General features: G+C 38.5%; 5 protein-coding genes and 1 rRNA gene. All 6 read right to left on the bottom strand.

Going from position 1 to position 14,681, the window contains the following annotated elements; all coding sequences use genetic code 11:
* Positions 1–33: 33 nt before the first annotated feature.
* Entirely contained in the window at positions 34–1,698 is a 1,665-nt protein-coding gene (locus ACYSN2_RS00030) for a Mur ligase (protein ID WP_461748205.1), read from the bottom strand.
* 32 nt (positions 1,699–1,730) lie between these two features.
* Positions 1,731–2,942 carry an HlyD family efflux transporter periplasmic adaptor subunit gene (locus ACYSN2_RS00025; protein WP_461748544.1) on the bottom strand — a complete coding sequence of 404 codons (1,212 nt, stop codon included), beginning with the start codon at positions 2,940–2,942 and terminating at the stop codon, positions 1,731–1,733.
* Between the two features lie 20 nt (positions 2,943–2,962).
* Positions 2,963–5,176, bottom strand: a complete 2,214-nt coding sequence (locus ACYSN2_RS00020; protein ID WP_461748204.1) for a type I secretion system permease/ATPase — start codon at positions 5,174–5,176, stop codon at positions 2,963–2,965.
* A gap of 184 nt (positions 5,177–5,360) precedes the next feature.
* Positions 5,361–12,539: a BapA/Bap/LapF family large adhesin gene (locus ACYSN2_RS00015; RefSeq protein WP_461748203.1), complete on the bottom strand. Its 7,179-nt coding sequence runs from the start codon at positions 12,537–12,539 to the stop codon at positions 5,361–5,363.
* A 67-nt stretch (positions 12,540–12,606) separates the two neighbouring features.
* Positions 12,607–14,127 carry a TolC family protein gene (locus tag ACYSN2_RS00010; protein ID WP_461748202.1) on the bottom strand — a complete coding sequence of 507 codons (1,521 nt, stop codon included), beginning with the start codon at positions 14,125–14,127 and terminating at the stop codon, positions 12,607–12,609.
* Positions 14,128–14,578: 451 nt separating this feature from the next.
* Positions 14,579–14,681: ribosomal RNA gene (rrf, locus tag ACYSN2_RS00005) — 5S ribosomal RNA — on the bottom strand; the annotation flags it as partial.

Genomic DNA, 14,681 nt, shown 5'->3' with positions numbered 1-14,681 from the left:
ACTGCAGTGCAATAGTATTCAAATACGCTATGATTATTGGTTTAACAAATACTTCCTATACGCAACATACCCTGACAAGTAATGTTCAACGTCATCAATTCGGACTCTAAATGCGTGATGTCTAATGAAGAATCCACCCAAAATACGTTGAGGATTTTTAAAGAACATTGCAACTTCTGGGTAGAAAAATCCATTTAGAAGATAACGCGCACGGTATTCTAAAGCCTCATAGAACTTATCAACGTCAAATCCTTCTAAAAGATATGCAACTTTCGGGTCATTTTGCATACGCTCAATCATTCGTTGCGCTGCCATCATTAACTCTAAGAGTGTTGGGAATGTCGTGATTCTTGTTAGAACAAAATCTAAATGATCACGAATATTATCAAGCCCAAATTGGTAATATTTAGGATCAGGATTATAGAGCGTTAACTCATTCACGCAATAACTCTGCCAATGATCATGTGCTTGCCAATGCTTATTTTCAATAAAATAATCAAATGCTTTTTCGACAGATTGAATCCAACAAGGATCTTTTGTAATTCCATATAAGCGCATCAAACCAAATGCCGCTTCTCCATCATAATAGATGGTACGGCTATCTTCTTTCACGCTCAGATCAGGATAATTCAAAATATGAACATATTCGCCAGTATCTGGTTTTTGCATAAAGAGAATACCAAGCGCTAATTGCTCCATAATCTCTAAATATTTCTGATCGCCGGTAATCTCCGTATATTTTGCATAAGCCAAAATAGATACGGCATTTCCGCCGAGTTTAATTTCATCTCCAACATCTACTAGAAATGCCGCAGAAGAACCATCCGGTAATTCCACAATTTTAATGAGCTCTTGCGTGAGATACTTCAAGGCCTGATCGATCGCTTTTTTCTGCGCTTCTTTTTGCGTAACTTCCCAACCTTCTAACAATGCATACGTTGAACTCGCATGTCGAAGTGCATTGTAGGTAGGAATTGGGCGATCAAAACAAGGAAACCAACCATAATGATAAAATCCATTGGACTTCACTTGGTTCGCTAAATATGCACTACTTGTTTCGATAAGATATGTAACAGTATTAATATCCCATTCTTCTACTTTTCGATAACCACTATTTTTGCCTTCAGATTCTATTTCATAAGTCTCTTTACCATCGGTAAAAACAGCTAATGTTTGAAAGCGATATATTAACGCATCATCATTTGTTGGCCACTGTAGTTCTTTTCTGAATCTGCGCTTACTAAAGTTTTTTAAATTCACTGCATTAGGAATTGCAACACTACTATCTGTTTTATACAGCACTGCGTTTGCATATAATTCATGTTCTAACATAGCGGTTTTAAAATCTGGTGTAAAAGAGAGCCCAAATCTAAAGTAATTACGTTTTGCTTTACTAAATCTTACCTTTAAGTCGCCCCAGCTTAAACTCTCTATTTGATTAATAAGTTCAACTCTTAACCACGTCGGCTTATACCAATTTTTAGTTTGCCATCTCTTTAATGCGGAAATACCTTTACTCCAGCTATCTTCAAAGTTATTCCCCGTAGCGATTTCAATATGCGCTCGATCTATGCCATTAGAAATCGCAAAAAATAGTACGCATGCAGGGTACTCATTAGGAAATTGCGGTAGTGGTTCTTTCTGCAATATCGCTTCTAGTTTCTCTTTAGCATTCGCCAATAATTTATTAAATGACATTTATACTTAATCCTTAAACTCTCAAATATATTTTAACGCTCACGCAATGAGTCTTTGATACGACCAAACGGTTTCATTAGATAATCAAATACAGTTTTCTCGCCTGTTTTAATATCTACGGTTGCAATCATTCCCGGCACAATGGGGAAGGATTTCCCTTCTTTATCGATTAACGTATCTGTATCTGTTCTGATAAATACTCGGTAATAGTAAACTTCCGGCTTTACCTCATCCTGAATGGTATCAGGAGAAATGGTTGTTACCACGCCTTCTAATCCACCAAATATAGAGTAATCATAAGCGGTAATTTTTACTTTTGCTTCTTGTCCAGGGTGAATATAAGCAATATCTCTTGGCGAGATACGCGCCTCAATTAAAAGCTGATCTTCCAAGGGTACAATCTGCATCAGCTCGCCACTAGGAGGTAAAACACCGCCCATCGTTGTGAGCGCCACATTTTTAACAATTCCTCTTACCGGCGATTTCAGCGTTAAACGGGAAAGAGAATCTGCTCTTCCTCTTACCACTGATTCTAAAGATGCTGCTTCCGCTCGTACTTTTCCAAGCTCTTCACGCGAGCGCACCATATATTCAGAGAGCTTTTCCGTGATCTTTAATTTAAGATCTGAAACTTGTCGTTGAAGCTTGAGAACTTCGACATTACTTGCCGCTCCTTCCTTTGCTAATTCGGCAGTTAATGCTAGCTCTTTTTCTACTAAATCTAATGCTTCTTCTAATCCAGAAATAGATTCTTGAACCGCTTTTTGGCGTGTTTCGTATAATTTCGTTTCAGCTTTAATCAAATGTGGATATTCTTTCAATTCATCTGAAAATGAGAGATCTGTTTGATTCACCTCTGACTCTAAACGAGAAATATTGGCAAGAAGTGCTCTATAACGCGTCGCACTCTCCTCAACAGTTGCTTCTGTCTTCGTAAGATCTAATTGAGCAAGAATCTGATCACGCTCCACAATATCGCCTTCTCGCACATAAAGTTCCGAGATAATTCCACCTTCTAAAGACTGAATCACCTGCTCTCTAGAAGTTGGAACAACTTTCCCCGTTCCATTAGAAACTTCCACAATGTTTGCAAAATAGGACCATATGATTAATACCACAATCATTAACCCTATCATCCAAATGATACGTGTCGATTTTACAATTTTCGCATCATCTATCTGATCGTTATATCGGTGTTTATCCTCTTCATAATCCAATAAAAGAATTTGATCTTCTTTACTCATTTTACGCATGAAATATTCCTCTATTTTGCAGATTTACCGGAAAGCTTTGCGATTGCAATATCTTTAGGATCATCTAAAACGATCTGCCCGTTATCGATGACAATAATTCGATCTACCATATTTACGATGCTCATTTTATGAGTAGAAACGATTAAAGTTTTGCCGGCACTCCAAGCTTGAAGTTTCTGAATAAACTGCCTTTCTGTCACATCATCTAACGATGCCGTCGGTTCATCTAACAGTAAAATATAAGGATTTCGTACAAGCGCTCTAGAGAGTAATAATGACTGCTTCTGTCCGCCAGATAAGCCTAAACCACCTTCGGCAATCACATGATCTAATCCTGTAGGAAGCTTCGTAATAAACTCTGCGGCTCCCGACATATTCAGCGCTTTTAAAAGCTCTTCATCCGTTGCCATCGGCGCACCGAGCATGAGATTCTCTCGTATGGAACCATGAAACAATCTTGAGTTTTGGCTCATTAAACCAATATCACGGCGAACATCTGCAGGATCAATATGTGCCATGCTAATATTATCCAAGATTACAGTGCCCTCTTTCGGTTCTAACAATCCTGATAACACCTGTAATAATGTGGATTTTCCGGCACCATTTCTACCTAGAATTGCAATTTTTTCGCCAGGTTTAATTTCTAAGTTTTTAATAGAAAGGGATGGCAAAGGTTGCTCTTCATTGTAGGAAAACGTCGCATTTTTAATCGAAAAATCCCCGGTAATCACATGCTTGTGAACCCGCTTTTTGCCATCCGGATTATCTACTGGCAATTCCATGAGTTGATTAATCCCTTGCAATGCCGACTTTGACTGTTGCCATCTTGCTAAAACTTGCGTTAATCCTGCCATCGGGCCGATCATTCTTCCACCTAAAATGGAAGCTGCAATCAAAGAACCGGTTGTCAGATCCCCTTCAATGACCATCGGCGCACCAAAGAGTACGATAACGGCAAAAGCCCCTGCTTGCACACTCTGTGTCCAGCTAGTTAACGAGCTCACTAAAGAGCGAAGTTTTAAGTTTACATCTGCAGATACAGCATTATAGTTATTCCATTGATGCTGAAAACGTTGCTCTGCTTGTAAGCTTTTAATATCCTCATTACCTTGAATCGCTTCCACAATCATGGCATTACGAAGCGCACTTTCTCGCATGGCTTGGTTTGAAAATTCTCGTAATTTTTTTTGTGCTAATAATCCCGGCACAATCATTAAGATCACGGCAATAATGGGAATCCATACAAGTTGCCCGGCAAGATACCAAAAGACTACACAAAACAGGAGAAAGAACGGGATATCGGCAAATGCCGTGACGGTTGTAGATGTCAGCATTTCTCGAACGCTATCAAGCTCTCTAATTTGAGAAATAAACGTACCGGTGGAACGTGGTCGATGGGAGTTTTTAATCCGTAAAGTATGACCAAAAACTTGGTCGGATATCCGTAAATCCGCTCTTTTTCCAAGCATATCTGTGACCCGAGTTCGCATCTTTCGCATAACAAACCCAAAGATCATCGCCACGATTACGCCACTAAATAGCACATACAACGTAGGATAAGATTCCGCCGGAATCACTCTATCATACACTTGTCGTGTAAATAAAATGCCGGTCAATGCCAACATATTAATAATAAAAGAGGCTAAAAAGATATGGCCATAAGGTTTAATATCTCGAAGTACAATTTTACGAAACCAATCTTTATCATGTGGCTTGATATAATCATCAATTCTTGAATCTGCCACCGTATGAGAAGGTCTTAAAACAACCGCAAGTGTGACATTTTCTAACAGATCTTCTTCTGAAATATGGCTTTTAACACCGGAGTCACCGCTGTAAGTAATACCGACATTGCCTTTTTGATCAAGGGTATCTACAACGGCAATTTGTCCATCTTTCAATTGAACGACTAGAGGTAAACGCCAAACACTCAGTTCATGCTTTTCTAATTTAATAACGTTTAGACTGAGCCCTGCCTGCCTTGCCATTGCACGAAGTACATCACTGAGAGGTTCATTTTTAAGCCAATGACTCGTGAGAGAGATATTCTCTTTCGATACTTCTAACCGATAATGCTTTGCAATCATCACGATTGCTTCAATCCACGCTTGGTAATTGACGATTTTCTTACTCGTTTTTTCTACCGGGATTTCTGTGGTCGTTTCCGCTTCACTATTTACATCATCGGGATTCACTATTGGGTTTACTACTTCTTTTTCGTCCACAAACTATTTTCCACTAAATTTTAAAGTTTATTGAATCAAAACTGATAGATTTAATGACTCACCAATATTCGGCATGAATCAGTAAATCTATAAGAATTTTTCAAAAAAAACAAAAGCAAAGCACCGAAACGATTTCGGTGCCTTACCTAACTCATTAATATTGACTTCTATTCATTGATACTGATTAAATCAAAGTTGTTTTTTGATCTAATAACTCATCTAAAGGATCCACAACTGATTGTAGATCAAATAGATTGTCATTTGAAACAAAGCTGTCAGCACTCTCTAAGTTAGAGATTGATTCTGTAGCTTCATCATTGAAGAATAATGGTAAATTATTTTCTTCATCTGTTGAAATTACATCTTCAAGCGATACTGATAATGGTGATTCAAAGAAGTCTTCATCCACCATTGCAAAGCTTTCTACTCCTGAGAGATCGATACTTGCTGGTGATGGTACGCCCTCAACTTGCCATTTGATGTTATTCAATAGCTCATCAAGATCTTTAGCTTCAACTTCTAAGAGTTTTTCAAACTTACCTTCACCTTTACGGTCAACGTAGAGAATGCCATCTTTATACTCTAAGTATTTATGGATATTGTCCGCAGTTTGTTCGCCGTTTAAGAGTTGGCTAACATCGATGATATCGCCCTCTTCGGCATTAAAGTCTGTCCACTTATCAAAGCCATTGTAACCATTACCGCCATTTCGTCCTTCTTCATCTCCAAGATTCGTAAAGACTAATGTGTCAGCGCCAGCATCCATTGTAAAGATATCATCCGCAGATGATCCGCTTGCGATATCTGCATTCACAGAACCTACAACCGTTTTACCTACATTGATTTCAAGAGTCGCTTTTTCTTTGGCGCCAAGCATTGATGTTGTTTCATAAACAAATTTATCAATACCATAAACCCCACCTTTTGCTTTATAGGTATATGTTCCATCATTCTTAACAGTTAAAGTTCCGAATCTTCCTTCAATGACAATCTCACCATTTTTATCGGTTTCTTTAGGATTTGTATAAGGATTGTTAATAGATATTACTTTATTACCAAAACTAAGCGTATCTAATGACTTCTTCTGCCCCTTATCATTTTCAAATAGACTCCCTTCAAATGAAAGTTTTGTATCGTCTACCACATAATCTTTTGAATGAATAATTTCATCTGTTTCAAAATAAATACTCTGAAGATTTCCTTTATCAGAATTCACTTCAAGTGAATATTTACCTGCAGGAAGCTTATCTAGTTTAATTTCAAAAGAGCCATCTTTACCTCTTGCCGCATTTTCTGTATGCGTAAATACTTCTCCTGTTGTCAGATTCGTCAAGGTATAACTCAAGACTAAATATGAACCAGCAATACCCACAATTGTCGGACTTCCTGTTACTTTAATAGTCGCAGAAATATCTCCATCATGTTCTGCTATTTCAAACTCTTTAGAATATGATTTCCCATGATTTCCTATTTTATCAGGCTCGTCGAAGACAATTTTTGATACTTGATTCTTTTCAGTAACAAAAATATTATCGAAATCATCCTCTGCAGTATGCGTTCCTATCTTAATATTCAAGTTGTCAATGATAGTTTTACCATTTTCATCTTGAGTTACTAATTGGAAACTATCTACTTCTCCATATGGTGGCTTCCAATTTCCAGGAGCATTAGCTGGTTTTTCTACCGTATAGGTATACGTTCCATCCGCATTAATTGCTAACTTCCCATATTTCCCTTGCACTACGGTTTCTTTACCTAAAGATACATCCTCACCATTAGCTTTTAATAGAATTGTTGACTCACTCTCAGTAGCATCCCCTGAAACAGAACCCCCAAACTTTTCAGGTTGATCATAATCATATGTCTTTACCTCATCCACATACAACCCTGATCCTACAAACAGTTCTATAGTACTTCTACTGAATAATACTGCTTTATAAGTTCCTTCTCCAAACATTAATTTCAATTTATCTGAAGCACCTCCAATGAGCGCTGCAGTAAACCATTCTTTTTGAAAATAAACCTCTACATAATTTCCAGTAGCTTCATCTAATTTAAAAACTCCAAGATCAAATTTACCGTTCACAACACCACCACCGGCACTTCCATGAATAGTAAGCTCAGTAACTTGATTTTCTCCAACAGAGAAATCCATTACCCCATCACCTGTTAGTAAATCTGCGCTTAAAATTGGTCCTAACAACCCTAAAGATAAAAATGAAAATCCAGTAGCATTTTTAGGAATTTCTACATCAGATAATGTTTTAGGATCTGTATCTATAATCAATACATTATCAATATCGATACGTTCTTCCTTAGAAGTACGATCTAAATCAAATACTAATTCAGATTCTGATGTCTTACCTGATGGGGAAGTCACTCGATACGTAAATGTATCTTTCTTACCATAACTTCGGAAATCACTATCTACTGTATAAGTATAAGAACCATCTGCTTTTACAATTAAAGTTCCATACTTACCTTCAACCTCCATTACGCCATCAATAAAGGTCTGCTCCCAGTTACCTTTACCATCTTTAATAGCTGTAATAGTGCTATCCTTCGGAACAATATCCTCACCGAAAGAAGAACCTTCTCCCGTAATCATATTACCTTCGGCAGACCCCGTTATCTCCTCAGCATTTCCATAATCCAAAATAACATCTTTAGTGAATTTCAGTCCATACCCTGTAAGTGCCTGAATTCCGCCACCTGATGCCATGACAAACATCCATTTACCTTCTGTTAACTCAAATTCTGTTTCAGAAGATTTGCCACCTAATAAATAAGAAATAACCCAATTTTGTTTAACTGCATGCTGCTCCCATCGACCAGTTACTTCATTAAGCTTATATAAGTGTAAGTCCATTGTCCCGGCAACCTGAATACCACCAGCATCACCATACATACTAATTTCACGAACTTGATCTTTACCTACTTCAAATTGAACAGAGTTTTTCACAACATCTGATAAAACATCTAAATCTAGAACAGCGCCAAGCCCAACATTAGCAACAGTAAATCCACTTTTATTTAATCCACTCGGATTTTCATTAACAATTCTAGCGGGATCAGCATCTAAAAGAATATTTATTATGTCATCAGAAGTTCCAAAAATTTCACTTACACCAGCTTTAATATATGTAGGCTTAGATTCATTACCCGCCTCATCCGTTGCAGTCACTGAAAGATCTGTTCCACGTTCTAATACAGGATCAAATGTATAAGTGAACCCCCCATTCTCATCCGCAGAACCTGAAAAGATAAAATTCCCGTCTTTGTCATAAATCGTTACTTTAGCATTAGGTTCTGTTTTTACCGTGAGTACTGAATTTATATCCACTTCTGCATCTGGTGCATTCGGTGCAATAGTATCAGCATTACCCACAACTTCTTTTGCATCAGAAATTTCTTTACCATCGGCTTCAGCGGTTACATATACCGTTTCCCCATCAGTCACTGGACGTTCTAACTCGATTGTGAAGTTACCATCTTTATCAGCTGTACCTTGCCCAATGATATTTCCATCACGATCTTTAACAACAATTAAAGCTCCTTGTTCAGCCGTACCTGTAAGAGTTTTACCCTTACCTTCCTCTGTATCACCAATTAGCAAATCACCAGGCTCTTCTGTCTTAGCATCAGCATCGCTGTCTGAGTCTGAATCACTATCAGAGTCTGAATCGCTGTCCGAATCGGAGTCGCTATCGGAATCTGAGTCACTGTCTGAGTCTGAGTCGCTGTCTGAATCTGAATCACTATCAGAGTCTGAATCGCTGTCCGAATCTGAATCGCTGTCCGAATCTGAGTCGCTATCAGAATCTGAATCGCTGTCTGAATCTGAGTCGCTGTCTGAATCTGAGTCGCTGTCAGAATCTGAATCGCTGTCCGAATCAGAGTCACTGTCTGAGTCTGAGTCGCTATCGGAATCAGAGTCACTGTCTGAATCTGAATCACTATCGGAATCTGAGTCACTGTCGGAATCTGAATCGCTGTCTGAATCAGAGTCACTGTCGGAATCAGAGTCGCTGTCGGAATCTGAGTCGCTGTCTGAATCAGAGTCACTGTCTGAATCTGAATCACTATCAGAATCTGAGTCACTGTCTGAGTCTGAATCGGAGTCACTATCGGAATCAGAGTCACTGTCTGAGTCGGAATCACTATCTGAATCAGAGTCGCTGTCGGAATCTGAATCACTATCAGAGTCTGAATCGCTGTCCGAATCAGAGTCGCTGTCAGAGTCTGAATCGCTGTCCGAATCAGAGTCGCTGTCTGAATCTGAATCGCTATCCGAGTCTGAGTCACTGTCTGAGTCGGAGTCACTATCGGAATCAGAGTCGCTATCCGAGTCTGAGTCACTGTCTGAATCAGAGTCGCTGTCTGAATCGCTGTCAGAGTCTGAATCACTATCAGAATCGGAGTCACTGTCTGAATCAGAGTCGCTGTCAGAATCGGAATCACTGTCTGAATCTGAATCGCTATCCGAGTCTGAGTCACTGTCTGAATCTGAATCACTGTCGGAGTCAGAGTCACTGTCGGAATCTGAATCGCTATCCGAGTCGGAGTCACTGTCTGAATCAGAGTCGCTGTCTGAATCTGAATCGCTATCTGAGTCTGAGTCTGAATCACTGTCAGAGTCGGAGTCACTGTCTGAATCGGAATCGCTGTCAGAATCTGAATCGCTATCGGAATCTGAGTCGCTGTCTGAGTCGGAATCACTGTCCGAGTCTGAATCACTGTCAGAGTCTGAGTCTGAATCGGAGTCACTATCGGAATCAGAGTCACTGTCTGAATCTGAATCGCTATCTGAGTCCGAATCACTGTCAGAATCTGAATCGCTGTCTGAGTCTGAATCGCTATCGGAATCAGAGTCGCTGTCGGAATCTGAATCGCTGTCTGAGTCTGAATCACTGTCTGAATCACTGTCTGAATCAGAGTCGCTGTCAGAATCTGAGTCACTGTCAGAATCAGAGTCACTGTCTGAGTCAGAGTCGCTATCTGAATCTGAATCGCTGTCGGAGTCTGAATCACTGTCTGAGTCTGAATCGCTGTCAGAATCTGAGTCGCTGTCGGAATCAGAATCGCTGTCGGAATCTGAATCGCTATCTGAGTCCGAATCACTGTCAGAATCTGAGTCACTGTCCGAATCAGAGTCACTGTCTGAGTCAGAGTCGCTATCTGAATCTGAATCGCTGTCGGAGTCTGAATCACTGTCTGAGTCTGAATCACTGTCTGAGTCTGAATCGCTGTCAGAATCTGAGTCGCTGTCGGAATCAGAATCGCTGTCGGAATCAGAGTCGCTATCTGAATCTGAATCTGAATCTGAATCTGAATCTGAATCTGAATCTGAATCATCAATAATTGGACCAACGATCTCTACAGATTCAGATTTATTTCCTGCTCGATCTTGAGCAATTACATCAGCCGCTTCCTCATCAATTAAAGCAGGCTCAAGTGTGATTTTAAAATCACCATTTTTATCTGCATACGCATATCCCAAAGTATTACCATCTTTATCAGTAATAATTACTTTAGAGTTAGGCTCTGCTTTACCAGTAAGTTCAGTACCATCATTACTTAATACTAAATCAGTAGGAGCCTCAGGAGCGATTGTATCTTTTGTACCTACAATTTCTGAAGGTGCAGATTCATTTCCTGTTTTATCACGAGCAGTAACATCCGCAGCATTTCCATCTGTTAATGCTGGATCAAGCGTAACTTTAAAATTACCTTTCTTATCTGCTTGTCCTTTTCCGATAACATTTCCATCTTTATCTGTGATAAAAATCTGTGAATTTGGTTCAGCCTTACCAGTAACTTCAGTGCCATCAGCATTGATTTCTAGATCTGTAGGTGCGTCTGGAGCAAGGGTATCTTTTCCGCCAGTCACTTCCGTTGGTTCAGATATATTACCGGCTTCATCTTCAGCAACAACTTCAGCTTTGTCACCATCCGTTAAACTAGGTTTAAGCTCAATCGTAAAGTCACCATTTTCATCTGCTTTACCTGTACCAATAATTTTGCCATCTTTATCGGTAATCGTAATTTTAGCATTTGGTTCAGAACGACCAGTAATTTCTGTTCCATCTTCATTAACTGTCGCTTCTGGTGCTTCTGGTGCGATCGTATCTTTATCACCAGTGATTTCTACCGGCTTAGACTCATTACCCGCTTTATCTTTCGCAATTACTTCAGCACTGTTCCCATCTGTTAATGCTGGATCAAGCTTAATGTTAAAATAACCATCTTCATCAGATGTACCAGTTCCTATTACATTTCCATCTTTATCAGTAATAGTGATTTCAGTACTTCCTTCATCAGTTTTACCTGTAACCATTATTCCATCTGACGATACATCTACATATTCAATTTCAGGGGCAAGCGTATCCCTTCCACCTTCAATTTCTGTAGGTTCAGACTCATTACCTGCTTCATCTTTAGCTATTACATCAGCTTTTTGCCCATCAGTTAAAGCAGGCTCTAGCTCTATTCTGAAATTCCCATCTTTATCTGCTTGACCTTCAGCGATAATATTGCCGTCTTTATCTTTAATAATTACATCAGCATTAGGTTCAGTACGACCAATAACTAGAGTTCCATCATCATTAACGGTTGCTTCTGGTGGCTCTGGGTCAATGGTATCTTTTTTACCCGTAATTTCTACTGGATCAGATTCATTGCCATCACTATCTTTAGCAATAACATCAGCACTATTACCATCCGTTAAAGGTGGATCAATTTTGATAGAGAAATTCCCATCTTCATCCGCAACGCCCCATGCAATGATATTTCCGTCTTTATCTAATACAAGAACTTCATGACCTGGTGTCGCTGTCCCTGTTACAACATCACCATCTTCACTGAGCTCTACATTTTGAGGTTTATCAACTTTAACTTCAAAAATCGGAGGACCTGGCTCATCAAAAGAAGGCGATGAATCATCATCTCCATTATTCCAGTTATCTAATCCGTAAATAGTTAATCCGCCTAATAAGCCTAGCAACCAAAATGGAGGTACATCATCAGCCGCGGCACTACTTGCAAATTCACTCATAATTGGTGAATCCGGAGAGATTTCCACAAAATCTTGGCTACTATTTAACCAGAAGAGATTGTCATTTCCATCTTCAACAACGAGTTCACTATGCTCACCATTTTCATCTTCTTTAAAGAAGTTAAAAAAGATTACTTTTTTCCCCGTTGCTAAAACAATGACTAAATTCAACCCTTGTTTCTCAACAGATGAGATATCACTCAAATTCCCATCTAGCTTAATTAAGGTTGGGCTAGTTAAAACTCTATCCTCAAACGGAACGGCAACGGGGGTACTCCCATCAGCTCGCTCTACTAAAAAAATTTTCATGAAAATTCCCTTTTTCTTTTATTATAATTAACACAACTGCAACTAAAACTCTGCCCCATCTAAGAAACTAAAATAGCTTTCTTAGTTTCCCTTGGTAAAATGCACAGTCCAATTGCGCCTGAATAATATCAGACTTATTATTTTCAACTTCTACTTGAGCCTGATGAAATTCTTGCTCAGAATTTAGAAGATCTAATAGAGATCTTGTTCCTAATTCTAAATACTGTTTTTTGTATAGTTCTTTAGTGCCACGTAAGTTCTCTACTCTTTGGATTAATAAATTCTTACGTTTCACCATATTCTGTAAGCGAACATCAATTTCCGTGACAGCTTTATTAATCTCTAATTTAACTTCAGCCTTTCTAGCATTTGCAGCACCTGCTCGGCTTGCTGATGCTCTTCTTCCGGCAGCTAATCCACCACCTTGATAAACAGGTACTGATACATTGACTGATACTCGACTTTCAAACTTAGAATCTGACTTATTCACAGGATTTAAGGGGCGATAAGACGTTCCATCTAAAGATATTGTTGGTAACTCGTCAGCCTTTGCTCGATCTAAATCCGCATAAGCTCTCTTTGCTTCTAGCTCCGCCATAGCAAATTCAGGGATATCATCCCAATCAGATAAAATAGAACATCTTTCTGTCAATCCTTTTGGTAATTGCCCAATACTCGCGCCTTCAATATTTGGCTGATTAATTAACAGACCTAACGTTCTTACATAGTTATCATATTGAGCCTCAGTATCTAATGCTTCCGACATTACATTATCTAAACGCGAATTTGCTTGAAGCACATCCGATAAGTTGCTGGCACCCTTGATATGTCTTGATTCAACAAGATTGCCTAAATAATCAACTTGATCAACTTGATTTTGCGCTAAAATTAAGAGTTGTTCATAACGAGAAATCATGACAACCATGGTAGCTGCTGTATGAATCAATTCCTCAGAGGTTGCATCTATATATGCTTTTGCTCCTAAATAGCCATATTCAGCACTTTTTACACTACTAGATGTTTTTCCAAAATCATATAAGGTCTGTTTAACTTCTAAATTTATGCTTTGAACATAATCTCTACTATTACGATCTCTATTATCAGGATTATATTGAAGCCCCAATCCACCTTTTACCTGCGGATAATATCCAGACTTGGCAACATCGATCATTTCAGCTTCACCACGGGCATTTGCTTTTACCTGATTCATACGTGGATGAGTGAGAACTATTAATCTCGTAGCATCTATTAAAGAAATAGAGTGAGATCCACTTTGACTTTTTATCTCAAAGCTTCTCTCTTGATTAATCGTATCTTGAATATTTTCAATCACTAACTGATTGGAATGTAGAGGCTTAACGATTTCAACATCTTCAGCACCATCTTTATTCTGTAAAAAGACCTCTTCTTGAAGGTACTTTTTTTCAGAAATAGTATTATTTTCAGAAGAATCATTTGAAATATCTATTAAGTAAGATGGAGGTTCTGCATCAAAAAAAGGTTGTCGAATAACTACTTCATTCTGAGCGAATGCATAAACTTGATTCATAAAAAATACAGCAACAAGAGCCATATATTTTTTTTTCATATTAACGACCAGTATCTCTATGTGTGAAATATTGTTCATCCAATAAATGTCGTAATGTAAATTAATCGCTGTTAAATATGATATTTATCAAGAAATGAACATATAGATCGTTAATTATAAAGATTAAGTTGTTTATGTCAACAATGATTGGCTGAAATTTACCAAAACAAATCATTGCTAAATAAATATTTATATTAATCATTATTAAAATGATAAAAGTTAACAAAAGATAAAATACTTTATCGATGCTATATATTATTAGAAAGATTAATCTCTTCTTACAGATATAATATTTCATAGAGGCTATACCCCACTCTTTATCCTCCAATATCACTCTAAAATCTTTCTAGTGATACAGGTATTCTATTTTCCCTATGCCCATTTCCCCACTTTTTCTTGGAGCAAAGAAAAAGCCTCTAGTCCGTTAGAACTAGAGGCTTCTCAAATTAAACCCTGGGGGTGACCTACTCTCACATGGGATCTCCCACACTACCATCGGCGCAGCTACGTTTCACTTCTGAGTTCGGGATGGGATCAGGTGGTACCATAGCGCT

The sequence above is a fragment of the Ignatzschineria sp. LJL83 genome, assembly GCF_054871845.1.
This window is presented reverse-complemented; position numbering and strand designations above follow the sequence as displayed.

Bases quoted from the DNA above. Each gene is read 5' to 3' on its own strand.
- ACYSN2_RS00025 (WP_461748544.1), bottom strand. From the start codon at position 2,942: ATGAGTAAAGAAGATCAAATTCTTTTATTGGATTATGAAGAGGATAAA.
- ACYSN2_RS00010 (WP_461748202.1), bottom strand. From the start codon at position 14,127: ATGAAAAAAAAATATATGGCTCTTGTTGCTGTATTTTTTATGAATCAA.
- ACYSN2_RS00015 (WP_461748203.1), bottom strand. From the start codon at position 12,539: ATGAAAATTTTTTTAGTAGAGCGAGCTGATGGGAGTACCCCCGTTGCC.
- ACYSN2_RS00030 (WP_461748205.1), bottom strand. From the start codon at position 1,698: ATGTCATTTAATAAATTATTGGCGAATGCTAAAGAGAAACTAGAAGCG.